Annotated in this window: 28 protein-coding genes; 3 read left to right on the top strand and 25 right to left on the bottom strand. The window is 29.0% G+C overall.

The annotated features are described in order from the left end of the window. Positions 1 to 62: 62 nt before the first annotated feature. The 8 genes from GXK56_RS12070 to GXK56_RS12035 all read right to left on the bottom strand — a co-directional run bounded on the left by GXK56_RS12070 (position 63) and on the right by GXK56_RS12035 (position 7,917). Positions 63 to 206, bottom strand: coding sequence for a hypothetical protein (locus GXK56_RS12070; protein WP_160687707.1), 144 nt, complete (start codon positions 204 to 206; stop codon positions 63 to 65). Between the two features lie 344 nt (positions 207 to 550). Beyond that, positions 551 to 1,159, bottom strand: coding sequence for a thioester domain-containing protein (locus GXK56_RS12065; RefSeq protein ID WP_160687706.1), 609 nt, complete (start codon positions 1,157 to 1,159; stop codon positions 551 to 553). Between the two features lie 169 nt (positions 1,160 to 1,328). Beyond that, the gene (locus GXK56_RS12060; protein WP_160687705.1) at positions 1,329 to 1,958 is read right to left on the bottom strand and encodes a histidine phosphatase family protein; all 630 of its coding nucleotides are present in this window, start codon (positions 1,956 to 1,958) and stop codon (positions 1,329 to 1,331) included. Between the two features lie 213 nt (positions 1,959 to 2,171). Next, entirely contained in the window at positions 2,172 to 2,969 is a 798-nt protein-coding gene (locus GXK56_RS12055; RefSeq protein WP_160687704.1) for a TIGR00266 family protein, read from the bottom strand. Between the two features lie 270 nt (positions 2,970 to 3,239). Continuing rightward, positions 3,240 to 5,240 (bottom strand): methyl-accepting chemotaxis protein, encoded by a 2,001-nt coding sequence (locus GXK56_RS12050; RefSeq protein WP_160687703.1) that lies wholly within the window; start codon positions 5,238 to 5,240, stop codon positions 3,240 to 3,242. Positions 5,241 to 5,772: 532 nt separating this feature from the next. Beyond that, complete coding sequence (locus GXK56_RS12045) at positions 5,773 to 6,021, bottom strand: methyl-accepting chemotaxis protein (RefSeq protein WP_202127875.1); 249 nt, start codon at positions 6,019 to 6,021, stop codon at positions 5,773 to 5,775. A gap of 17 nt (positions 6,022 to 6,038) precedes the next feature. Further along, on the bottom strand, positions 6,039 to 6,563 hold the full coding sequence (locus tag GXK56_RS12040) for an HD domain-containing protein (protein WP_160687702.1): 525 nt from the start codon (positions 6,561 to 6,563) through the stop codon (positions 6,039 to 6,041). A gap of 499 nt (positions 6,564 to 7,062) precedes the next feature. Next, positions 7,063 to 7,917 (bottom strand): GNAT family N-acetyltransferase, encoded by an 855-nt coding sequence (locus tag GXK56_RS12035; protein WP_160687701.1) that lies wholly within the window; start codon positions 7,915 to 7,917, stop codon positions 7,063 to 7,065. A gap of 170 nt (positions 7,918 to 8,087) precedes the next feature. On the opposite strand from GXK56_RS12035, the gene GXK56_RS12030 reads away from it, so the two are divergent. Further along, entirely contained in the window at positions 8,088 to 8,552 is a 465-nt protein-coding gene (locus GXK56_RS12030; protein WP_160687700.1) for a GyrI-like domain-containing protein, read from the top strand. Between the two features lie 711 nt (positions 8,553 to 9,263). Here GXK56_RS12030 and GXK56_RS12025 read toward each other — a convergent pair. The 15 genes from GXK56_RS12025 to GXK56_RS11955 form a co-directional block, all read right to left on the bottom strand. Next, the gene (locus GXK56_RS12025; RefSeq protein ID WP_160687699.1) at positions 9,264 to 9,647 is read right to left on the bottom strand and encodes a hypothetical protein; all 384 of its coding nucleotides are present in this window, start codon (positions 9,645 to 9,647) and stop codon (positions 9,264 to 9,266) included. Between the two features lie 203 nt (positions 9,648 to 9,850). After that, positions 9,851 to 11,152: a UDP-N-acetylglucosamine 1-carboxyvinyltransferase gene (locus GXK56_RS12020; protein WP_160687698.1), complete on the bottom strand. Its 1,302-nt coding sequence runs from the start codon at positions 11,150 to 11,152 to the stop codon at positions 9,851 to 9,853. Positions 11,153 to 11,258: 106 nt separating this feature from the next. Continuing rightward, the gene (locus GXK56_RS12015) at positions 11,259 to 12,032 is read right to left on the bottom strand and encodes a DeoR/GlpR family DNA-binding transcription regulator (protein ID WP_160687697.1); all 774 of its coding nucleotides are present in this window, start codon (positions 12,030 to 12,032) and stop codon (positions 11,259 to 11,261) included. 372 nt (positions 12,033 to 12,404) lie between these two features. After that, complete coding sequence (locus GXK56_RS12010; protein ID WP_160687696.1) at positions 12,405 to 13,103, bottom strand: class I SAM-dependent methyltransferase; 699 nt, start codon at positions 13,101 to 13,103, stop codon at positions 12,405 to 12,407. A gap of 180 nt (positions 13,104 to 13,283) precedes the next feature. Then, positions 13,284 to 14,522 (bottom strand): S41 family peptidase, encoded by a 1,239-nt coding sequence (locus GXK56_RS12005; RefSeq protein WP_160687695.1) that lies wholly within the window; start codon positions 14,520 to 14,522, stop codon positions 13,284 to 13,286. 166 nt (positions 14,523 to 14,688) lie between these two features. Beyond that, entirely contained in the window at positions 14,689 to 15,216 is a 528-nt protein-coding gene (locus GXK56_RS12000) for a GNAT family N-acetyltransferase (protein ID WP_160687694.1), read from the bottom strand. Positions 15,217 to 15,503: 287 nt separating this feature from the next. After that, complete coding sequence (locus GXK56_RS11995) at positions 15,504 to 15,968, bottom strand: SRPBCC domain-containing protein (RefSeq protein WP_160687693.1); 465 nt, start codon at positions 15,966 to 15,968, stop codon at positions 15,504 to 15,506. Positions 15,969 to 16,151: 183 nt separating this feature from the next. Then, on the bottom strand, positions 16,152 to 16,679 hold the full coding sequence (locus GXK56_RS11990; RefSeq protein ID WP_160687692.1) for a flavodoxin domain-containing protein: 528 nt from the start codon (positions 16,677 to 16,679) through the stop codon (positions 16,152 to 16,154). A 235-nt stretch (positions 16,680 to 16,914) separates the two neighbouring features. Further along, the gene (locus GXK56_RS11985; protein WP_160687691.1) at positions 16,915 to 17,670 is read right to left on the bottom strand and encodes a class I SAM-dependent methyltransferase; all 756 of its coding nucleotides are present in this window, start codon (positions 17,668 to 17,670) and stop codon (positions 16,915 to 16,917) included. 136 nt (positions 17,671 to 17,806) lie between these two features. Then, complete coding sequence (locus tag GXK56_RS11980; protein WP_160687690.1) at positions 17,807 to 18,553, bottom strand: class I SAM-dependent methyltransferase; 747 nt, start codon at positions 18,551 to 18,553, stop codon at positions 17,807 to 17,809. Between the two features lie 257 nt (positions 18,554 to 18,810). Continuing rightward, positions 18,811 to 19,005, bottom strand: a complete 195-nt coding sequence (locus GXK56_RS11975) for a DUF4177 domain-containing protein (protein WP_160687689.1) — start codon at positions 19,003 to 19,005, stop codon at positions 18,811 to 18,813. Between the two features lie 329 nt (positions 19,006 to 19,334). Next, positions 19,335 to 19,973: a DUF3885 domain-containing protein gene (locus GXK56_RS11970; protein WP_160687688.1), complete on the bottom strand. Its 639-nt coding sequence runs from the start codon at positions 19,971 to 19,973 to the stop codon at positions 19,335 to 19,337. 205 nt (positions 19,974 to 20,178) lie between these two features. Next, positions 20,179 to 21,192, bottom strand: coding sequence for a MerR family transcriptional regulator (locus GXK56_RS11965; protein ID WP_202127874.1), 1,014 nt, complete (start codon positions 21,190 to 21,192; stop codon positions 20,179 to 20,181). 256 nt (positions 21,193 to 21,448) lie between these two features. Continuing rightward, complete coding sequence (locus GXK56_RS11960) at positions 21,449 to 21,823, bottom strand: carboxymuconolactone decarboxylase family protein (protein ID WP_160687687.1); 375 nt, start codon at positions 21,821 to 21,823, stop codon at positions 21,449 to 21,451. 28 nt (positions 21,824 to 21,851) lie between these two features. Then, the gene (locus tag GXK56_RS11955) at positions 21,852 to 22,223 is read right to left on the bottom strand and encodes a VOC family protein (protein ID WP_160687686.1); all 372 of its coding nucleotides are present in this window, start codon (positions 22,221 to 22,223) and stop codon (positions 21,852 to 21,854) included. A gap of 602 nt (positions 22,224 to 22,825) precedes the next feature. On the opposite strand from GXK56_RS11955, the gene GXK56_RS11950 reads away from it, so the two are divergent. After that, positions 22,826 to 23,194 carry a DUF1232 domain-containing protein gene (locus GXK56_RS11950; protein ID WP_202127873.1) on the top strand — a complete coding sequence of 123 codons (369 nt, stop codon included), beginning with the start codon at positions 22,826 to 22,828 and terminating at the stop codon, positions 23,192 to 23,194. A 175-nt stretch (positions 23,195 to 23,369) separates the two neighbouring features. Here the strand turns inward: GXK56_RS11950 and GXK56_RS11945 are convergent, their stop codons facing one another. Both GXK56_RS11945 and GXK56_RS11940 read right to left on the bottom strand, forming a co-directional pair. After that, complete coding sequence (locus GXK56_RS11945; protein ID WP_160687685.1) at positions 23,370 to 23,954, bottom strand: type 1 glutamine amidotransferase family protein; 585 nt, start codon at positions 23,952 to 23,954, stop codon at positions 23,370 to 23,372. A 293-nt stretch (positions 23,955 to 24,247) separates the two neighbouring features. Beyond that, a complete protein-coding gene (locus GXK56_RS11940) occupies positions 24,248 to 25,144 on the bottom strand; it encodes a helix-turn-helix domain-containing protein (protein WP_160687684.1) in 897 nt (298 codons plus the stop codon). Between the two features lie 110 nt (positions 25,145 to 25,254). Here GXK56_RS11940 and GXK56_RS11935 point away from each other — a divergent pair, with 110 nt between their 5' ends. Continuing rightward, complete coding sequence (locus GXK56_RS11935; protein ID WP_160687683.1) at positions 25,255 to 25,842, top strand: DUF1349 domain-containing protein; 588 nt, start codon at positions 25,255 to 25,257, stop codon at positions 25,840 to 25,842. The last annotated feature ends 2 nt before the right edge of the window (positions 25,843 to 25,844 follow it).

Genomic DNA, 25,844 nt, shown 5'->3' with positions numbered 1-25,844 from the left:
TGCATATACACTTGGCTTTTAATTATAGCTTAATATAAATATTTAGTTTTTAAATATTTATATTAATTCTTTATTTTATCAACTCTATTAGTTTTTATTAACCAATTTCTATAATCCATTAAATTTTCTTCAAGAATTCTCATATCTATAATTATGTAATTAAGTTTATGTCTTTCCAAATGAGAACTTTTTACTAAATTCTCCATTGTTTCACTTCCTTTATGGCTGTTTCAGCTAAAAAAACTTTATAAGTACATTTTACAACTAATATCATTATTATTATACAAAAGTTTTCTTAATTTTTACTTAATTTAAACATAATAAATGTTAAATTCTTTAATTCTAAATTACACTTTCTTAGTAATCCATGCTATTTTGTTTTTAGGAAAGCTCCATATTATGGCATAATCACTCTTTTTATAGGTGAGAAATTCTTATTTGCTGGGAAGTTCCGCATTGCAGGAAAGTTCCGTATTGTAGCATAGCTGCTCTTTTTATAGGTGCATAAATAATATTAAATTCTTAAGTTCTATTATTCTTAAGTTCTATTCTAACCTTCTTGAGGGGCGTATTCTGCTTGCTCTGTTTCTGCTTTTACTTCCGACATTAGAGGATTAAATGCACTGACTAAAACTTCTTGTATCGCTTCATCAGTGGTTTTATATACTTTACTTTGTATAATGTTTTTGTATTTTCCGCTAATTCCATCATTATATATAGTTCTTATTGCTGCTAATACTTTAGGATTATTTCCTGTTATTTTATTAACGTCATATCCTTCTTGAAAACTCCATATAGCAATTTGAGTTGCAAAATAAGCTTGATTTTCAGTATTTAAATTTAACTGTGCAGGGGTTCTGTTTGGATATCCTGCGCCAATAATATTGTTAATTTCCTCTCCACTGGTTCCAGTTAATAAAAAGTTTTGTCCTGAAGGATAGTTTTTATCTAGCTCTAAACAATATACAATATCATCTCTACCTTCAATTTTAATTTTTTCTACATTTAAATCGTAATTATTATATTGAACTTTATCTATAATTCCCTTTTGTGTAATTATTTTTACTGAACTTGGCATATCTGCACCTGTAATAAAGCCCGCAAATAAAGTTACAAAAAATAAATAAGTCATCAATCTAGTATATTTTTTTAATTTCATAATTTCACTCCTATCTTTTTTATTTAAAGATAGTTTTTGTTTTAATTACCTTATATATTCATTAAATTTTTAGTCATAGCTAAAAATAGGAATTAATAAGTTTAAAGTGACAATGAACCTTATAAATTGTTCATTGTCACTCAAAAGCAATATTAGATTATCTATTCTCTTATACGGTTTTAGCAACATAGTTCAAGTGATTTGTATCATTTAATGTAACTAATGCAGGATTTAGATCCTTATCAAAGGTTAAAGTATTTATACATGTATTTCCAAGTCCAATTTTATGATACATAGTCATGTCCCATTCAAACAATCCAATAAGTGCTGCCTTTATAATCCCACCGTGAGCTACAATTGCAATTTTCTTTCCTCTATGTTCATTAACTATTTCTAAAACACAATTTTTAGCTCTGTTAGCTGCATTAAGTATACTTAAATCCCCACCACATATTTTACTTTCTATTTTATCATTTCTCCAATCAATAAATTTTTCTGGATAATTTTCAGCTATTTCATGTACAGTTAAGCCTTCCCACTCTCCAAAGTTAATTTCTCTTATTTCCTGTGCTATATTAACTTTTTTGTCTGTATTAGCTGCAATTATATTAGCAGTTTCAAATGCTCTGCTTAAAGGACTTGAATATATGAAATCAAAATCTCCATTAAGCCTGTCCTTCAGTAATTTGGCTTGTTTAATACCTTCTTCTGACAATTCTATATCTATGCAGCCTTGAAACTTACCTAAAGTATTCCATTCTGTTTCCCCATGTCTAATTAATAATACTGTTGTTTTCATGTGTTACCTCTTTCTTTAATAATAAATATTACTAGAATAATTATAATTTGACTGGATCCTAGCAATTTATATACACTGGCATTATAAACTTATATTTCAATATTAATAGTAAATTAATTACTATATTATCAATATAAAATCTTCAGTGCAACTTATGTCAAAAAATTAAACCCATAGAACTAAAATCCTATGAGTTTATTTTATAATTATCTTTTATCTACCGTCTAGTATATTTCCAAACATTCCAAGTACACTGCCTTCACCTTTACTTTGTCCGCCTCCACTTGGTGCAGCTGCAAATACACGTTCTGCTAATCTACTAAATGGTAAGCTTTGTATCCATACTTTACCTGGTCCTGATACTGTAGCAAAAAATACTCCTTCACCACCAAATAATGTGTTTTTAACTCCGCCTACAAATTGTATGTCATAATTTACACCTTGAGTCATAGCCACTAAACAGCCTGTATCTATTCTTAAGGTTTCCCCAGGCATAAGATCTCTTTCAACTATAGCTCCGCATGCATGAACAAAGGCCATTCCATCACCTTCTAATTTTTCAAGAATAAAACCTTCCCCTCCAAAGAAACCTACACTCAATTTTTTTCTAAAATCAATTCCTACTGATACTCCTCTAGCTGCACATAAAAAAGCATCTTTTTGACATATTAATTTACCGCCTAACTTACTTAAATCCATAGGTAATATTTTTCCTGGATAAGGTGCTGCAAAATATACTTTTTCTCTATTCACTCCTGCATTAGTGAAGGCTGTCATAAATAAACTTTCACCAGTAAGCACTCTTTTTCCTGCTGAAAACAATTTATCCATAAATCCGCCGCCATTACTTTGATGAGAACCATCTCCAAATATAGTTTCCATTTGTATACTTGGATCCATCATCATCATAGCACCTGCTTCTGCTATAACAGTTTCAGCTTGATCAAGTTCAATTTCTACATATTGTATGTCGTCCCCGTAAATAGTATAGTCAATTTCATGTGAATTCATATTTTTTTCTCCTTTATCCAATATTTTTTACATTAATATAATTTCCAAAATTCATACTTCTTTATTACATATATTGAAGAAATAGTTTAAGAAATTTATTTAAGTATTATATCTAATTTTATATTATTTTTTATACTTATACAATATATAATAGTTGAAAAAGAAGTAATCATAACCGCATAATTACTTCTTTTCTTTAACTTTATTATTGATTATTTTAATATTAAATACTTAATACTAAGTATGATAAAATTACAAATTTTATTTTAATTAATTGGTTTTAAATTTACTAATTTCAGCTCCTAAGTGTTCTGCTAAAACTTTAAGTTCATTAGAATGTTTTGTAAGCTCTTCCATAGTTGCAGTTATTTCTTCAGCTGAAGCTGTAACCTCTTCAGATGCAGAAGCTGTTTGTTCTGAAACAAATGAAATATTTTCAATCTTAGATACTGTTGATTTTTTCTTTTCCTCTATGTCCAAAATAGATTTTCTTACACTATTAACTTTACTTAACATTACTTCAATTGATTTTAATATTTCACTAAATATTTGTTGAGTTTCACTTACAGCAGCATCTTGTTCATTTACTACTTCTTCAGTTAATCTTATTGATTCTACTGCTGTTTCTGATTTCTTTTGAATGCTTGCTATAATTGATTTAATTTCTTCAGTAGATTTTTGTGATTCTTCTGCAAGCTTTCTTATTTCTTCAGCAACAACTGCAAATCCCTTTCCGGCCTCACCAGCACGAGCAGATTCTATGCTTGCATTTAATGATAAAAGATTAGTTTGAGCTGTTATTTCTCCAATTGTTTCAGAAATAGCATTTATTTTTTTAGTACTTTCGTTCATATCTTGAACTATTTCATTAACTTTATTAGTTGCACTCTTGGTTTTACTTGATTTCTCAGTTAAAGTTTCTATCATATATAAACCTTTAGAACCTAATTCTTTAGTATTATTTGAAATCTTGTCCATTTCATCAGAATTAATACTTATTTTATCTATACGTTTTGATAAATCTTCCATTTCAGAAGCACCTTGTTGAGCATTTTTAACTTGATCTGCAGCGCCTACAGAAACATCTTCTATTGCCTTTGCAACTTCATTTATTGAAGCAGTTATTTCCTCTGACATGCTAGCAAGGCTTGTTGATGTTTCCAATACTGTATTTGATGAATTGGTAACACTTTTCATAAGTCCCGAAATATTTTCTATCATAGAATTAAAAGAGTTAGCTAAATCCTTAAATTCATCATTTGTTGAAGCTTTTATAGAAACTGTTAAATCTCCATTTGATGCTTTCCCAAATACCTCCTTCAACTTACGAATGTTATAAACTATCCTATTACTTAATATAAATGACATAATAATTGCAATTGCTGTCATTACTAATATAATTATTAAAGTTGCTTGCAATATTGATTTAGTATCATTTGTCAATTCACTTTCATCTATTATTGCAACAAGCTTCCAGCCTGTTAGTTCATTTGTATCATAAACACCAAATTTATTTTTCCCATTATACTCATAATTAACAAATCCATTTTTTTCTGATTTAACTTTGTCCCAAATGCTTAATTTAGAAGCCGCATCAGTATTAACAACTGTTTTATCTGGATGACCTAATACTTTTCCAGACAATTCTGTAATATATACATATCCTGTATTACCTATTTTCTTAGTTGCTATTCTATCTGCAAGTGTAGCTAATGTGCAATCTACACCTATTACTCCTATTACTTTTCCATCCTTTTCTACTGTTTTGGCAATACCAACAACATTTTTTCCAGTTCCTGCATCTTCATATGCTGGTGTTATTACAACTTTTCCCTTATGTTCCATAGCAAGCTTATACCAGCCTCTTGATCTTGGATCATAGTCATCTGGTAATTTTGCTGAAGGATACATGAACATCTTTTTTGTTTCAGTTCCATAATAAATGTCCAAAATATCATCATCGCTGTCTTTTACAGACTTTATAATATCATTTATGGCATCTGTATTATTATCTGTTTCAACATTAACTATAGCTGGATTTTTTGAAGTCATAGTGACAATATCTGCAAATCCTCTAAAATAATCCATTAATCCAGTATTTACTTCAGCCAGTGTTTGAGTACTTGTAAGTGTTAACTTATCACTTAGAATTGTCTTGGATCTGTTGTAAGAAGTTATTCCTGTAATAACTAATGGAATAACGCAAATGGCTACAAGACTCACAACCAATTTAGTTCTAATCGTGTTTATTTTCATCCTTTTAAATCTCATATTAAGTCCCCCCTTATACTTTTCTCCAATTAAATTGTATGACAATTTTTGTCTAAATTCAATGTTTTTTATAATTTATTCAATATATTTCCTAAAAATTTGATAGATTTTTAACAAATTAATTTAATAAAATCAAAACTCATTATATCATTTGTATTTATGGTCATAAATCTCAGTACATATTGTCTAGTTTAAATTTTTACATTTAAAGATATAATCTTCAATTAGCTATGTGCCAAAATTGCCCTTCAATTCATAGTTTTATATAAAACCATATTACTTACTAGACTTACGAACAAATAAGATTAATATTTAAAATGTTTAATAAAATAGAAAAAGACAAGTAATTTTAATGTTTTTAAAATTACTTGTCTAATGTAAGTTAAAATTTGTTTTTACAAGATCTTGTTTACATTTTAAATTGTTCTGCCTGAGTCATCATTTCCCCTGTTCGAATTTCTAGATTTTTAGCAGCATCAGAAACTTCTATAGAAGATTTATTCATTTCTTCTAATGATGCTGATAATTCTTCCTAAGCAGCGGCCGATTCTTCTGAAATTGCAACAATATTATCTATCTTTAAAATTATATTATCTTTTTGCTTTGTTATCTCTTTTGAAGAATTAGTTATATTTTCAGATGAAACTTTTGATTGTTCTGCAAGTTTTCTTATTTCATCAGCTACAACTGCAAATCTTTTTCCAGATTCGCCTGCTCTTGCTGTTTCTATTGCTGCATTTAATGCTAATAAATTTGTTTGTTCTACAACTGCATTTATCATAATTCTATTGCAGCCATTTACTTAATCATTTTATTTTGATTTTCTAATCCAAGCTCTTCAATTACTTTTTTGCTTCGCATAAGAAAATATCCATCAGTCCCAATTCCATGCAAATATTTGTCGAAAGAATCTACATCCTTTAATAATTCTACATATTTATCTTCTGAAAAAATTTCAACTTCACTATGCTTAGCTACAGAATTAATAATAAGGTTCAACTCATCATTTGCAATTTTAAGTTTTTCGTCAGTAATAGTTACATTATAATCATGAATTATTTGACTAGCGTATTTTGCTCCATTTATACCATGTTCTTCTGTTTTTTTAGTGATGACAACTGCTACATCATGTAAAGCTGCAGCTATTGCGGCAATTTCCAAATCTAAACCTCTTTTCATTGCTAATATTTTAGCAACCTGCAAACTTGAATATAAATGCATAACATCCCAAAGAACAGGTAACTCTCTACCTTCATTTATTAATACATTCATTTCCTCAAATAACATTTCAAGTATTTTGTTTAGCCTTTTCATATTCATCATAAATTACACCTCATATTACCCAAATATTTCTTTTATCATAATTATGTATCATCTTATACTTAAATTATAACATTATATTTTATCCATGTTTAAGTAAATTTACATTTTCTCTATTTATTCTTGCACTTACTTCCATTTTTTCATTTTTGCTTAATATGTCTGCTCTTTCTTCTTAAATTCAAAAATTCTAATTTTATTATTTACTAAAAATAAAAGAGCTAAAGAGATTTTAATTTCTCCTTAGCCCTATAACTTTACTTATATATAACTAATCCAGCTAAATATCCTAATACTCCTGAACTTAATATAGCTAATATTTTTAATACTGGAATGTTAATTTTTATTTCCATTATTATTAAACCTCTGCTTTCTATGTAAAAATTTTAACAATTTAATTATAACATATTTTTTAGCCTTATACATATAAAGGTTTGTTATAATAAACTCTATTTCAAACTTATATTATACGAAAAAATAAGTGACAAAATGCTCCTAAGTATTATAATTTCAATACCATTTCATATTGTTTAACATTTTGTTCAAATCCTAAATTTAATAAAAAATTCTCCATTGAAGAGCACTTGCTCTCTACATTTAAAACCTTTATACTTTGTGCTTCTGTGCTGTTTAATAGCTCTGTAAAGATACTTCTTCCAATACCCTTACCTCTATATTTTTTATCTACTGCTATTTGTGGAATATCTCCAGTACTTTTTTCAATAATACCATACCCTACAATTACATTCTCTATGTTTACCATACAATATACGAATTTATCTGATACAGCATTAATTGAATCAATAGAATTCTGCCAAGAAGGTTCAAAATCCCAAAACTTTTTAATTTTTTCAAAGCAATCTTCAGTAATTTTATTTATGCGTTGAATCTCATATGTTTTTATAGAAGTATACTCGTTTTTATCTAAACTATAACATTGGAAATCTCTTAAAATTTCAAAGCCTTCTTTTTTATATAGATTAACTGCAGCATTATTTGATTGAATTACTTCAAGTAAATATTGTTCCACTCCTATTTTTTTTAGTATTTCCTTTGAATTTTGAAACATATTACTTGTTATTCCCTTATTTCTAAAATTCTTTATAACTCCTGTTCCTGTATCATAAGCAGTCATTTTCCCTTTCCATTGCCTAATTCCATTTAATATGAAGCCAATTAATTCATTATTGTTAAATGCTCCTACTGAACCTTTTGCAACATAACCTCTTCTTAAAAGCATCTGTTGAAGCTTTAAAAGGGGTAAATCAATTTTTACTTGATAATCTGAAAAGGCATCTAAAAATGTTTTATGTATTTCTTCAATACTTATATTTTCAAATGTGTTGTAATCAAACATCTTATTATCTCCTGACCCAAATTATTATATACATTTATATATTTCAATATATTAATCAATTATACCATACTTTCACAAACTTTTCCAAATTATACTATATGTGTGCTATAATATTCCTACGAAGCTCAAAAAATATTAACCAAATATTAATATATTAGGAGGCAGATAACATGGAGAATATAAGGATAATCAAAATACCTCAATTAAAAGTAGTAAGTTCTGGAGCCATATCTACTATGGAACAATTAGAAGCATTTGATAGCTGGTGGTCATCAATAGATATGAACCACTATATTACACCTCGTGACTTTATGTGGTATAACAAAAAAGAAAAATATATGGAATGGGTTGTTGCTGTCCCTGAAAATTATAGTGATCTTGGTAACTATCACTCAGTTGATTTTCCAGGCGGTCTATATGCTGTGGCAACCTCCAAAGACACTGAAGAAGATTGTAATAATGTAAAAGAAGAAATTCGCAAATGGGTAACTGATAGTGATTGTTTTAAATTATCAACTGATAAAAATGATATTACTCCACGCTATACAATGAATCATGTGTTAACACCAAAAATTTTTAAGGAAAAGATGGGCTATCATCTATGTGATATTTTTGTACCAATCTTAACATTATGATTTTTGTTCTTAACTGAATAATGAACTAAATATTTATCAATTAAGCAGAGCAGATTTAGTTCTGCTTAAAATATAGTATAAAAGAAATCACATAAAACTCAACCCAAAAAATAAGTATAATAAAGATTTTACTCTCTATTATACTTATCCAGAAATAATGCTTAAAAAGGATATTGTAATTATCCTTGGGAGTTAAAATTTTGTTTAATGCTTGGAATTATATTAACATATTTTTATTTCTAATACAAGACTAAAACTATCAGATTTATCTGATTCTAAATTTCTTTGTTAAAATATATAAAAAAAGTTCATAAGTATTGTATTATTATATAGTTTTATAGATTATCATATTCTAATTTTCATCATTAAGGGCTTGTTATTCCTACTCTATTAATTTTCTTATTTCTCATATCTCAATGCCTCCATATTTCAAATTGCCCAAGTAATATCAAGTTCCACATTACTATTCCGTATTAATTATAACATAATTTGTAAATATACCTCGCTCAATATTTAAAGAATATTTATATATTTTGCTAAGTCAAATTTACATATTCTTCATAAAAAGCCTAATTAATCCGCCTCAGTAAGTAAAATTGTGCAACAAAAAACACCTCATTTTCATTATTGATATGAGGTGTTTTCAATCTTATATATTATTACTATTAGCAATATATATAAGATTTTGTGTATATATTTCACATTGCAATTCTACTTTTTAACTTTATCCTTTTCGTCTTCTAATTGTTTGAAAATCTCTTTATCACAATCATCAAATTCACTTATATCCTCAGCTTGTTTTAAATCCCCATTCTCGTAATTAACCTTAGTATATCCTTTTTCACCTATTGTATAAGCAAAAGGCTTAATATCTTTATAATTATCAATTATATCAATTCTACCTTTATTATCTTTTTGATCGTAAAAGTCCCAATACTTGCTATCTCCTTTATAACCAACTAAAACTACATATCTAGCATCTCCAAAATATGCTACGGTATCTTTTCCATACTTCGGATAAGCGCCCTGCTCTTGGCAAGACAATAAGGTTAAAGTAGTAAAAATGGCCATAAGTATAACAATTAGCTTTTTCATAATTATTTACCTTAATCCATTTCTTTATAATCTCACATTGTAAATTGCTTATAACATTTTTCTAGCTATTACTTTATTCAATTTAAAAAAACATTTTTATTAATAATTTCGTCTAATAAAACCATTATTTAACACACTACAGTATAAGCATTTTCATGCCAAATAGTTTATTTAAATTTAGAATATAATTGCAACCTTTATTATTATCCAATTTTCAATTTAAATTTTTGGACTGCTCTTTCATCATTTACTGGAATTATATCAATGTCAGCACCTAAACTGCTTAATTTATCAATAATACCTTCATATCCTCGTTCAATATATTCAATTTGTTCAATTTTAGTATATCCATCTGCTACTAATCCAGCTATTATCATTGCAACACCTCCACGCAAATCTAAAGCACACACCTTAGTCCCCATTAATGTTGATACACCTTCAATCATAGCTATTGTACCATTCTCTACTCTAATGTTAGCACCCATACGAATTAAATCTTTAACATATCCAAAGCGACTTTCAAAAATCGTTTCATCAACTGTACTTGCACCTGAAGATATTGCTAATAAAGTAGTAATTTGTGGTTGAAGATCTGTTGGAAATCCAGGATAAGGCAACGTCTTTACATGACTATTTCGTAGCTTACCTCTTGCACTAACACTAATAGCATTGTCAAATTCTTGGACCTCAACCCCAATCTCAATCAACTTAGCTGAGATAGCTTCTAAATGTTTTGGAATGACATTTGTAACTAGTACATCTCCTTTTGTTGCAGCAGCTGCTATCATGAATGTACCTGCTTCTATTTGATCTGGTATAACACAATATTCGCTGCCGTGAAGACGTTCTACCCCTTTAATTCGAATGGTATCTGTACCAGCGCCTTTAATGTCGGCTCCCAAACTATTTAAAAAATTTGCTACATCTACAACATGTGGCTCCTTTGCAGCATTTTCTAAAACTGTCTGTCCTTCTGCCATTGTAGCAGCTAACATAATATTAATAGTAGCTCCAACGCTTATTCCATCAAAATAAATATAGTTTCCAACTAATTTATCAGCTTTAGCATCTATAAAACCATATTCAATTTTAGTATCAATTCCTAATAGCTCAAAACCTTTAATATGATAATCAATAGCTCTTGTTCCAATATTGCAGCCTCCTGGAAGTGGAACTTTAGCTCTTTTTTGCTTTGCAATTAGTGCACCTACAAGGTAATATGAAGACCTTATTTTATGAATTTCTTCATTATCAACTTGATAGGTATTAATTGTACTCCCATTGATTTTAACTGTATTTGCATCTATACGTTCAACAATTGCTCCTAATTCTTCAATAGCCTTCAATAAAGCTGCAACATCATTTACATCTGGTACATTGGATATAGTTACCGTTTCATCTGCCATAATTGCTCCTGCTAAAATAGGAAGTGCAGCATTTTTACTTCCACTAATTTTAACTTCACCTTGTAGAGCTTTCCCACCCTTTATAATATATTGTTTCATAAAATACCTCCAACATTTGATACTTACTTTTTGTTTTATTTCAAATTCAAGTTTAACCATATATTCAAAATACTTAGGGTTGTTATCAAACTCTAAATATCCCTTATTACTTTTCCACTACAACAACCTTTATTCCTTGTTTTTCTAGTCTATGCAATTCTTCATCAGCTGCATCCCAATCTGTTATAAGTACATCAATTTTATTAGCAGGACAAATGCTTATAATTGATTCAAAGCCTATTTTCTCTGTAGGATACAAACCAATAGAACATTTTGAACTATTAATAATTGCATTAATAAATTCAATATAAACAGTACGTTGTATTGATAATCCAAATTCAGCAGATATACTAGCTGAAGTTATAAAGGCTTTATCAAAACGCATTCTCTTAATAGCTTCTACAGTAAACGGATCATAGAAATTACCCTTACTATCCATTTCACCACCTGTAACGATCACACGGATATTATCTTGCTTTCTTAATTCTTCAGCTATGATTATGGAATTAGTAACTACTGTAATGAAAAGATCTTTTGGTAAGTTTTGCGCCATAAAATAACCTACTGAGGCAGAGGTAATAAAGACTACATCACGCTGCTTTATCATAGACACCGCCTTTTGTGCTATAGAAAAATAGTTTTCCTTGATTTCAGTTATATCACGAGCTGTAATTTTAGGTGGCTTTGAAAAACCTATTTGACGTATAGGTATTGCACCTCCATGTGTTCTTTTTAACAAGCCCTTTTCTTCAAGAATTCTTAAGTCTCGTCTTGCCGTATCAAATGATACTTGAAACATATCCTGTATCTCAGTTGCTGCTATTCTGCTATTTTTTTCAATATATTCTAATATAGCCTGATGTCTTTCCTCAATAAACATGTATAAACTCCTTGTAATTTTTGTTATGGATTGGATTTCTTATATTTTCCATATTATCACACACTTTCACACTTATCAATATAAAACTGTGAATATATATGACATTTTGTTTATTTGTGTGAATCTATCATAAATACAGTAATTGAAATTTTATATCTACCTAGTGATTTCCTATAATAGCAAATTACTTCTTTGTTATATAACTTTATTATATGCAAAAAGAAAACTTATTACTTAAGTTAATAAATATTACTTGATATAAAAAGATGTTTAAAAAAATCGTATATTCAAACATTTGAATATACGATTTATGAATTTGTTGTTCAATTTTATTGATTAATAATTAATGAATATTGTTAACGATATGAAAATTTATTTCTTTTTAAATAATGATGTCCACATAAAATCTAAGCCTTGTAAAGTACCTTCTATTCCATCTTTATATTTTTTTATCTCTACAACCTCAAAATCTTTAGAAAATATTTGCTCAAGTTTTTCCTTGGTAAAGGCAACACCTACACGATGTTTTTCATAATACTCCCAGTCTGTAACTTCATCTGCACACTTTTCTCCCCAAGCAAAACATGTTAGACCAAAGTAAGAACCTTGCTTTAACGAGTTTCTTAATACTTCCACATATGAAATTCTTCTGTGTGGAGGCAAGTGATGAAAGCAACCACTATCATATATAAAGTCATATTTTTTGCTATCTAATTCAAATATAGATTTGCAGATAAAATTAACACTACAATTATTGTTTTCAGCAAATATCCTAGCGTTAGCAATTGCCGATTCAGATAAATCTACTGCGGTTATTTCACTGCCTAACTTAGCCATATATACAGCATTCCTTCCTTCCCCACAACCAAGTTCAAGAACGGTTTTGGGAGTGATTAATCCACTTGTAAAATACCTTTTTAGATTTTCATCAAGCAGCTCAGGATTTACTATAAATGGAGCATTAGCCCGTCTCTCTGAGTAAAAACTGTTCCATAGTGTTGCTTTATCAGCAAGTTTGGAATCTAACATATTAAATACATCCTCAACATTCAAAATATCTTGATTAACCATAATATTTTCCTCCTAATTAAAACTTATTAATCAGTTCCTAAAAACACATGAATTTGTTCACCAAATTATTTCTATTATTTATCAATGTTGTATACATGGACTTTAAGGTTAGAAATATCTGCTATTTTCCTCACTTATCTCCATCTTTTTATTCCTAATCTATAATAATAATTTTGCAATTTAATTTACAAGCTTTAACACTGTTTGTACTGCTTGATCATTATAAATATCTGAATTAATGGTTGCAGATACTTCAATATCAGGCTCTGTTTTCTTCTCAAAGTTACAAGTTCCATCTGAAACTAGTCCCATTTCTTGTGTAAATCTAAATATATATCCACTGTTAGGAAGAGCACATACTGCTGGGTCAAAACCAATACCATCTCCACCTGTTTTTTCTCCAACTAAAGTTGCAAAGCCTGTACTTTTTGCGAAAATTGCCAATGCTTCGGAAGATGAAAAAACATATTTGTCTACAAGTAAGTAAACTTTACCATTAAATCCAACTGAATTTTTAGGTTCATACTTACTTGTTATTTTTAGATAATATTTAAAATCTTCTTTTAATTCAGGAGGTAAATTCTTAAGATTTTCATTATAAATGTCTGAAATATGCGCAAATTTTTCATAACCACCCATTCTATCCATTACAAATGGCTTTAGAAAATTGCCTCCTCGATACACCAAATATAGTTCCTCTTCTAAGGGTTTATTAATAAGCATTGGCACTATGTTATCTTCCCAATACTTGGTGTCACCTCCACCATTTCCTCTTATATCAATTATTAAATCCTTATAATTTTTAATTTGTTCCAAATAAGGTTTAATTGTCTTCATATCTTCATCTATATTAAAGGTATTAAATGAATGTATAGCTATATATGCAATCTTTCCCTTTTCCAAATCCATTGTTTTAACATTATTAGATCTTATCTTTTCAGATGAAGAATTTAAATTTCCTTTTTCACTAATAGAAGAATATCTTTCAATAGTTTTTTGATTATTTAATTGACTTACCCATGCCTCATTCTCTTCAGAATACTTTTCATAAATACTTTTAAAATAGGAATAATTATTTTTATCTAGCATTTGTGTATGCCCATTTTTAAGCTCTAATAATATCTGGTTCATTGTGTTAAAAAAACTTTCATCATTATAAGTAGCTTTTATTCTATTAGTATATTCCTCTTTCTTTGATAACCAATCTATTCCATTTAGTCTCTTGTTTACTTCAAAAAAAGGATAATTTTCTTGAAGCGTTTTATACATATATTCGAAATCCTCTATTTTTTCCTTTTCGGTAAGTTGTTTAGTGTTGATATTACTATTTTCCTTTGAAGGTTTACTATTATTCACTCCACATCCACTAAGAATAAATATAATGATAATCAAAACAATGCTTAATTTACTCTTTTTCATCTTCTTCTCCTATTTACATAAAATAATTGTTATATGTTTTTTACTATTTTTAATTAATTATAACATATACTGTAAATTATTCCTTATTTACTTTCTAAGGAATATGACCAACTAACTAATTCGTCATGTCGATATATCATTAATTACCTCAATGAAAATTTGAAATTTATAGCTCCCTCCACTCTCTTTTCAGAATTGCATATTGGTAGGTATTTTCATAATGTGGAGTTCCGTCTGTATTGTTCACGAAAGATATGAATTCCATAAAAAGTCCTTCTTTTCTCATTCCAAGTCGCTCACAAAGCTTTTGAGATGGAATATTATCATCTTCAGCATAAGCATATATTCTCCTTGCATCATTGTTGAAGAGGTAGTCGATTAATGCTTTTGCTGCTTCAGTTGCATAACCGCTCTTTCCATATTTTAAGTTGAAATTCCAACCAACGCTATATGTATCAGGCTCCTCTTTTATGGCAAAAAGATCCCCAATAATTAAATCTGTATCAACCAAGCAAACAGCAAAATGTTCACTTTCTTTGCCTCTTTTCTCAACTTCTTTTTCTGCTTCATCAAGGGAATTTAATTTTTCACTCATAAAACAATGTACAGTTGGGTGTTCAAGGTATTCATATAATCCCGCAGCATCCTTTTTCTCAAAATCACGAATTATCAATCTTTCTGTTTTCAAATGCATTTTTTTATTTCTCCTTTAACTTCTATTTTTTTACTTGAGTTATATCCTGCTTTTTTTAATTCTAATTTGGTAATAAACACAGCAAAATACAATCGGTATTGCTATTATAATATGGTATATTGAACCTAAAAAAAGTGGAACAAGATCATTTTAGATCCTATCCCACTTAAATAATCTTTTGATTACAAGTCCTCTGATAAGGTTAATTAATTATATCATATTTAGAGAAAAAAGCTTTCATATTTTGCTATTTATTTTTGTGATTCATAATTTAAAAAGAATTGGATTTAACTCTGGCAGATCTTCATCAAACTATTCTCCAAATGTTCGAGAATCATAGGCCATGCTTGTTCATGTCCATTCTTCGAATCTTCATCTAGAAATCCTGCATGAGTTAAACGTAATACTGTTCCATCCTCACCTCCGTTCAATTCTACAGTCACAATTGTTTCAGCACCTTTAGTCCCGCCAGTACCTGTTATCCATGTAAGCTCAACCAATTGGTCAGGAACAAGTCTAAGAAAACGTCCATAGTGTGGATAGCGATTCCCTTCAAAAGCTGTTTCAAAGAAAAAAACAGAGTTGACTTCTCCTTTCATCAAAACTGAACCTGGTTCTGCAAACCAGAGGTCAAACTGTTCTGTCCAAGCTCTATATAAAATATCGGGTGAAAAAGGCATTGTCCTATTTACAGAAAGACTAAATGGTCGTAATGACAAATCTGGAACACAGATTGGTACTGATTGTTTCATAGTCTAATCTCCTTTAATTTAAATTCTTAATTTTACTAATAATATATTATGCTATCATTTTGAATCACTTTAATCTTAAATATACCAAATTAAAAATTACAATACTAACAGTTTGATATAAATTGTAATATAATTTTATTTGCAATGGTTATTGCTCATTATTCATAATGTTTTATTTGAAATTTATGAATTAACGTATCTTATTATTTTATCTATATTCTTCCTATCGGTGAAATCTACTTCCTTGTCATATATAGCAAGCATACCTATTTCATCAGGAGATAGCTCTTGACGCTTTTTACTTTTTATTTTCCATTTTAGTAGATTCATAAGAAATTTATCAAATAAATTTAGCTTTTTATAATTAAATCCACCTCTTAAATAAAAAACTTTTACATTTTCTTGCTCTTTTTCTGTAAAATTTTTATCTATTACTTCTCTTATAACATTATCTCTTGAAGGTGAAGCTCCAGTTGCAAAAACCACTAACTTTTTGTCTTTAAGTTTGCTAATATTTTTTTTAATTAATCCTACTCCAATAATACCTACAGCATATAAACTTCCACCATAAATTATGGTATCATATTTATCCAACATATTAATATTAACCTTTGACACTTCAAAAATATCTGCTGCCAAATCTTCTGCAATCCAATTAGCATATTTCTTTGTAAAACCAGTTTTAGATTTATATATTACTACTGTTTTCATTATTCACCTCTATATATCTACTTCTCTGTAAATAATTCTTTCATATATTTTTCATTAAAACTACTCTATAATAGAAATTTATAAAGCATATATTATACTCATAATAACATTTCAATTGCTTTATCAACATCTTTTTCTGTAAGTCCTATTTCTGGATTAGTTCGCACTTGCCTAATAACAAATCAATAAAATTCTACTTAACTATATATAAATAATTTCTACTACAAATTATAATTTATAGCGGTTTTTGTGCAAGATATAATGCAATAGTATCATTAATAATTATTTTATTGCCAGCATCTATAATAGCCTTTCTTACTCCCGTATAATATTTAGACTTATAAGGCTCTTCTAAAGTTATATGCTCACAATGTGTACTAATATATGAAATATATTCATCAGCATTAAGTGTTCTTACCTTTTTCCAGTCTTGATATTTGTAATTAACAAAACCATAATTTACAACATTATCATATTTCATTTTACAATTATATTTCTGCTTAACAGAAAAGTGTTCTTTATATACATCCTCTATTCTATTGTACAATTCTTCATTTGCACTTTTCTCATCTGAACGGGTCATAAACATTGCAAGTATGCCGCCTGGTTTTAGTATATTGTAAGCTTTTGAGAATGCTATTTCTTCTGGTATCCATTGAATTGTAGCTGCTGAATATATTAAATCAAATGTTTGATTTCCAAAATTGTATGTTTCAAAATCAGCATTTACAATATCAAAATTACTATAAGTCTCATATTTGTTTTTCAAATATTCTGTAAAGTTCTCCCCAAGTTCAATCGCCTTATAATTACAGCCAGTTTTTAAAATAGGCTCTGTTGCTTGTCCTGTCCCTGGACCAATTTCAAGTACATTTTTGCTTGGATTCAAATCAGATACAGTGATAATTTCTGTAAAAAGTTCATCACAATATCGGGGTCTATATTTATCAAATGTTTCTGGTATTCGGTCAAATGTCTTTCTGAAATCCATAAGTTATACTTCCTTTCAAATTATAATTTATATATCTTTTGTGAAAATTATGTAGAATTAATTTTACTTATATTAGTATTGCTCAGTATTGTACGGTAAAAAACTCCTAACTAAGCCTATATTATTCATTCAATTGTTACTTCTTTAACTCCCAAAATAAAAACAATGGAATCTTCTGTAGCCAAGAGATTGGCACAGAAACGTTTGCTTGTTCATCTGTTGGACGAGGTTCATTCATGTCCACAATTGTTAATCCGCATTTTATAAATGCTTTAACATATTCTTCAAGTGTTCGGTGTCTCCATATAACAGAAGTTTTGCCTTGTGGCAAAGGCGCTTCCCATTCTGCTGGTTGAAAGTAGTTTTTGATAACAACTTCTCTATTAATACCTTTACCTTGCCTTACAATACCTATTTCGTAATTTCCATTAAAACAAGGGTGTAGTATACTAACAAAAAATTTACCTGCTGGTTTCAATACTCTTGCGACCTCTTTAATAGTTCCATATAAATCTTCACAATCCATTAGCATCATAGAACAAAGGACAATATCAAAGGTGTTATCTTGAATCTCACACAAATCATTACTATTATATTTGTAATGCATAATGTTCAAGCCATTCATTTGAGCTTGCTCTTTTGAATAATCAATAAAATATTCAGAACAGTCAATTACTGTTACCTCTGCACCCATTTTAGCTAATTCCCTTGAATACCCGCCTTCGCCACAACCAAGATCTAATATGCATTTACCTTTAACATCTCCTAATAGTCCCAACATATAAGGCATAATAAAATGTATTCTGCTTTCCCCCTTCTGTGCTAATTCAATCCATTCTTCCACCATTTGATTCCAACTCTTTGTTGAGCTATCTTGCTTCATAGATAAACCTCTCTGTATCATAAAATTAAATAATCTCTGCTCCACGCTTATTTACCATTATAAAATAATTATAGCACAAACTGTAAAATTACATTGTTCAGTTTTTTAAAGAATATTTTTATAATTCGCTACGTAATATCTACAAAATTACACAGTAAAAAATCGTAAATTCAATCTCTTGAATAATACGATTTTAAAGTTTATTATTTATTTTTAGTGATTCATAATTAAAGAATAGTGTGTCATAAATTAAACGTTCATTTTCTTCTTTTAAAAACAGCCACAACTTCTCTTGTTGTCCCTTGCCCTAAACTTGTTGTTAAGCAAGATACTAGTTCCCAACCTTGTTCCCCAAATTTATTAAGTTCATAATTAAAATCTTCAATTTCTAATATACCACCCATGAAACCTTTTGTTTCAACTTTAATGCTTGTGTATTCCCATCTTTCCAACGAAATTCCCTCCATTTAATTCCATCTACTTATAATTTGAGAAATATGTGAACTTATCTATTATATTAAATGTAATTTTATCTTTCTATCTCACGTTTTTCTCAAAGTTAGTACCTTTTTTAATAACCAGTTCACCTAAATCACTTTCTTTTTCATTGTATTATTTATAATCCATTTATATAGTTCTTTGCTTTCAAAAATCTTTGTGCATAACTCATGTCCCATATTAGGAATTATCATTAAGTAAATATAACCTTCTTCAATTTACAAAGGCGATTTATACAATCTAATTTAACATACTTTTCAGCACAAACTCTCTCAATAAGTTATTAATTATCATCAAATAATTTTTTTATATATTCTCTATCATAATCTAATATCCATTTATTATAACTTTTATAAAGTGGATAAATTGTTTTTTTCTTTTCAGAAACAATATCTAATCCTCTATCATCATAATAATGAAATAATACATTCAAATTCGTATCAAATAGAAAAGTAGCAGATACAAGTGCTGAAAATCCACCAAGATCAGCTCTACTTATCTCTTCTAAAAGTTTATTTATATTTATATAATTTGTTCTCAAATCCCAATAATAAGATATCCTTTCTATTTCCTCATCACTATCATCTAAATAAACCATTTCAGAATATTTTTCCTGTGGTAAAGGTAATTCTGTTATTTCCATGAAATTCTGAAGAAAATCTCTACCATAATGATTATATTCATTGGGATATGTTATCCAAAGAAGAGTATCAAATTTACATGGCAAGCTCTGATATATAGTTAAAACCTTTTTATAAGTCTCTTGTAAATATTTTGGATTTAACTCGTCATTACAATATACTTCACCCAAAGGTTCACTTATTTCAAACCTTATTCCTACAGGACTATTATAAAAAATAGGACTTTCAAATCTTTTCATGCCTATTTTTTCAACAGATAAAGAAATACGTTCTTTCAGCAAATTTTCACGCCCCTAACCAAAAAATCTAAAAGCCTTCAAACTAATAGGATTTCGTTATAAAAAATATTAGCAATTTTTCCCCTGTCAATCAACTTCTAAATTAAAGGCTTTTTTATACAATGCAATATTGGTATAACAATCATAATATTCACCTCTAAAAATATAAATTATATCCAATAAAACAAAGGAATGCCTTTAATACATATCAATTGTTAGCTTTTCTATTTGCCACAATTACTCCTACAAGCGGATGTAACTTATGTACTTCAACTGTAAATCCAAAATTCGAAAAGCATTTTTCTAATTCTTCTACCCTTGAAGGATAATCCACTTGTGGACCATAACCTACTTCAGAAAATTCATTTTTATAGTCTTCAGGATTTTCAAAAAACATTAAGTCACCAATAACAATACTTTGCAGACTTTTTCCACCTATGCTAATCATTTTTTCTATCGCTTTTTCCTTATATGTTGTAGTTAAATGATGTAAAGCATAGTTAGATATGATTTTTGTAATACCTTTTTTATTTAAATCTACATTTAAGTTAGGTTCTTCAAATGTTCCTATATAAAGTTCAATATTTTGTATACCTTTATTTTCTATATTCTCTTTAGCTTGTCCAATCATTCCTTCACTAATATCTATGCCAATTCCTAATTTAATATTTTGTGATAACTCAACAATTTGTTTTCCAGTACCACAGCCTAAGTCAAGTAAAACATCATTATCACTCGGTTTAACTAATTCATTTATTAATTCTGCTGATTTAGACCTCCAATAATAGCTATCTGTAACATAATGTTTACTTGCATTATTAAATCTTTGTTTTGCTCTTGTTTCCATATTTGTAATCTTGGTAATATCAATAAGTTGCTGAACTTCTAGAAAACCCTTCTCCTTTATTTGTTTCTTAGCTTTATTCAAAGCCATAAGAACCACTTCAATATGTTTTTGATTTTCCTCCAAAGCTTTTGTTTGAATATCAATTATACTTTCTAAATTTTCACTTTTTTTATTTAGTAGTTTCTTTATTTCTTCAAGTGATAACCCAATAAATTTCAGTGTAGTAATTTGTTGCAATTTAATAAAATCCTCATCACAATAAATTCTATATCCTGTATCTGTCTTTATTGAAGGTTGTAACACCCCTCTCTTATCATAGTAACGCAATGTTTTTACAGTTACCCCTGATCTTTTAGCAAACTCACTGATTTTCAAGACTTCACCACCTTTCTCAATTAGTTTAAAGCCTCCCCTTAGTGGAAAGTCAACACTAATTTTTACACTTTATTAAATCCTTGCCATAAACCAAACTCAAAACTTAATATGAATATAACAAAGCAATAGATATCACATTATTTTACGCGCCAAATAAACTTCATGCTAAAAAGTGTGTGTAGTATTTAAATCTTATATGTACCCATAATTGTAAAGGCATTTCTAAAATTAATTTTCTAACCTTTACCACTTAGTATTATTGTGAATTTATTTCTTCGAACCTTTTTTCAGCTGCTTCAATAGCCACAACACCTGTTTTACACAATACATTAATACCTTTAACCATAGTTACAATTACAAATGCTTCCACTAACTCTTCCATAGTTAATCCTGCTTCTATAGCAGCAACAGCATGAGCCTTTGCACCACTGACTTCATCATCTAAACTATCTAATATAGTGAAAATTAATTCCCTAGTCTTCTTAGGCAAATTTCCATTTTCAATAGACTCGCGCATTACTAAATATCCTTTTAATCCATCAGGAGAATATTTAGAAAGAATATCAGCAAATGGTGGATTCCATTTCAGTTCATTTTTATAATAATTAAGTATACTTTCAAAATCTTTCATAAATAAATCCTACCTCTCATTGCTTATACTACACAAATATACACCAACGAACTCCGTATTTGTCGATTAAATCAACCATTAAAGTACTATATTCACAAGGGCTTAAAGGGTAAATAATTTTAGCACCATCTTTAAGTATGTTATATGCTTTTTGAACCAATTCTTCTTTACCTTCCCCAAAATGCAAACAAAATTGCATAGTAGTTCCTGTAATTCTTTCTTCGTCTTTAACTGCTTCTGATATTGCCAATATCTGCCCGTATACATTCAGTTCCGCATGCATAAAAGTTCCATCAGAATTAGGGTAACTTGCTACTAGCTCAGCATCAAAGGCTTTTTTATATAGTTCAACAGCTCTGTCGCTCCCTTTCACATATATTTGCATCATTGTTCTATACATCTACTTTATACCTCCATCGATTTGATTTAATTATTTCTATTTGATTATAATACATTAAGCTGACAACTATATTTACGACTATATGTCATAGTTAAAATATACATAATTGGCACTACCCAATCATTTACTATTCTGTATTAATTATAGCATATTTTGTAAAAATCGTATTATTGAACTAATAAAATAATGAAGTATATCCATATTATAATGAAGCTTTATAATATGGATGTGCCTCCAATTTATTGAAATATCTTTCAAAAAACAAATTGAACACTTAAATAATCCTATCTCCTCATAATGCCTTATAGTTCTACCTTTATGTTATAATTGATTCATAATAGTACCATATGGAGTAATACTAGTTTTGTGGAGGTGCAGCTTTGAATTCAATAGGTATATATATTATATTGTTTATTGGATTTGCAATGATTCTTGGAACTTGGGTTGGAAAAAAATAATTAACAGCATGCAAAAAGATAGGTTTATTAAATTGGTAGGTATTCTCATGACAGCTATCGGGCTTCAAATGTTAATTTTTACATAAAACACAATTCCCTATAAGTGTGAATAAAACTAGTTACAATGAAGAGAGGATATGAATAATGAATTTTACAGATAGAGCAAAAAAATTGAAATCGGATATACCTGCCTTATTTATTGCTTTGAATAAAAAAGAAACACCAGTAATAGCAAAGATTTTTGCAGCAATTGCAATTGGATATGCCTTGTCACCTATTGACTTTATACCTGATTTTATACCTGTAATAGGTTTATTAGATGATATAGTTTTAGTCCCAATACTTATAGCAATAACAATAAAATTTATACCACCAGAAATATTTATGCAGTGTAGAGTTGAAGCAGAAAACCTATGGAGTGATGGCAAACCTAAAAAGTGGTATTTTGCTATTCCTATTGTTTTAATATGTGTGCTATTAATATTTTTAGTTATAAGATTAATTGTTACATAATATTTATATTGTATAGCATATTTTATACAAAAAATATCGCGCTATTCTGATCAATATGCTCCCTTTACGGTAGACAGATTTAAGAATAGTGCGATATCCTAATGTACCATTAAATTTTTAAATATAACAATAACATATCTTCAAATTAATTTGTATATATTATTTCACTTTTATTCTAGCGAATTGCTCCATTTTTAAAGTTATCATACCACTGCTCCAGTTCTTCTTCACTGTCAATTTCTAATAATTTAAAAATTTCATAAGCAAATTGAACAGCTGCAGTTTCATTTGCAGTAATAACTTTATTGTCAACAACTACTTGTGCTGGAATGTAAAATTCTTCTCCCGTATATCCTTCTTGATTTTTGAATAATTCTAAACTATCACCTGTATGCTTAACATTGTTAACTAACCCATGCTTGCATAAAAAAGTGGTTGCACCACAAATAGCTGCTACAGGAATGTTTAATTTAATTAACTTTTTAATAAATTCTGCAATATCGTCATAATCATTTTCTTCCCAAGAAAGACCACCTGGGAGAATGACCATAGCAATATTACTAAAATTCTTATAATCCTTTATACTGTAGTCAACAGATGCACTAATACCACCCATTGACTTCTTTGGGATATCATCAACTGCAATTGTTTTTACCTCATAATCTGAAAAAGAATTAATAACTGCAATTGCATAACTTGCTTCCCAATCATTCCATCGCTCTGTCAACACAATTAATACTTCATTTTTAATATTATTCATCCTATCCTCCTGTACTTAGAAAGGCTAAAACATAACCACCCTTCTCATGTTTTTAATATTAATAAATTTATACAAGTTCATATATATCAGCTCCTTCCTTAACAATAAAATATATGAATAATAATTTTTCATGAAACACTATTTTTAAATATATATTTCAAATCACCATGCATATCTAACTCATTATACCATATTTTTCAAATTGTAATACTGTTAATTTTCAAATAATATTTTATAATCTACTTCGTCAAATCTACATTTGAAGCATAATTATATGAATTACTTTTTTTCATTTACACATCACTATTTTTTTGATATCTACGGTATTCATTAGGTCGCATATGATAAAATTCCTTAAATTTGCGGCAAAAATAACTGGAATTAGAGAATCCTGATTCTTGCGCTATGGTGGAAACAGACTGTTCTGTCACTCTCAGTTGTTTGGCAGACTGGGTTAAGCGATATTGTATAAGGTATTCAACCGGTGAAATATGAATTCCAGATTTAAAAATCTGCAAAGCACTACTTTTACTGATTGATGCGGAAGAAGCAATGTCTAAGAGTGAAAGTTCCTCCTTATAATTATCTCGTATAAATTGAATCATTATTTGCAGCTTATACTGCTGAATGTTACGTTTTTGTTCCAATGGCAAATCGGAGTAAGCATCTATATTTTTAATAAGAATATCCCAAAACTTTAAAAGAAGCTGTAAAGTATGAAACTCAGATGCATTTATTTGCTCTTGATGCTTATAAATAGTGGATAGGACTTGAAGTATTTTATTTTGCCAGTCAGTTTCCGGTTTGAAGATTTGATAAGGGATATTTGATTGTATAAAGGGACGTATATACTTTTCATAAATAAGGCTATTTTCTGGGGATAGCAGACTTGGGGAAAAAACGATATTCGGCATAATAGCACCATCCGTAGTTTCAAATCGGTGCATAATACCACTATTAATGAGGACGCTGGACCCCTCCTGAAGTTTGACTTCTTCTGAACCAATCAGGCAGATAATTGTACCCTGGGATGCGGTTACAACTTCTATTTCATGGTGCCAGTGCCAGTCAATATAATGAAAATCGAATTTCCATATATCATCAACGTAGTAGGCAAAAGGAAAATCAGGACTTCCATGTTGTACGATTTCCCTTAATGTATCATCTGTGGTTATTTTGTAGAACTGCATATTTCACACCTCCTTGGGATATTGTACAATATAATTGTGATTTTGTGCAATGAAAAATGAAGAAGCATGTGATATAATCCTATTTAAATAATATAATTGGAGGTATATTAATGGAATTCAAATGGTTAAATGAAGGAGAAATTTCTAAGAAAGAGAATCGAATTGAAATCAAAGCACCTGCACAGACAGATTTCTTCTGCGGAAGTATTGATGAATGTGAGGAAGGATTTCTACCTGAATCACTTTGTAATGCTCCATACTATTACACGGAGATTGATGGTGATTTTGTACTTAAGGTAAAGGTATCCCATGAATTTAAAGATACATACGATTCGGCATCTGTAATGGTTATGAAGGACCTTAGATGCTGGGCAAAAGCTTGTTTTGAATTAACTGATTTTGACACTCATGCGGTGGTTAGTGTTGTTACTAATGGAGATTCAGATGATGCTAACGGATGCAATTTAGATGGAAATTCAGCGTGGCTTCAGGTGTGCAGAGTTGGAAATAACTTTGCTTTCCATTATTCTATAGATGGTGAAAACTTCTATATGATGAGATATTTTCATCTCCCAGTTGAGCCTGTTATTAAGGTCGGACTTTTAGCACAAGCTCCTGTTGGTAGTGGTGGAACAAGAGTTTACGAGGATTTAATCATCGAAAAGACAACTGTTAAAAATATAAGAGTAGGAAAATAAGT

This window comes from Clostridium sp. C2-6-12 (assembly GCF_009928485.1).
Taxonomy (GTDB): domain Bacteria; phylum Bacillota; class Clostridia; order Clostridiales; family Clostridiaceae; genus Clostridium.
This window is presented reverse-complemented; position numbering and strand designations above follow the sequence as displayed.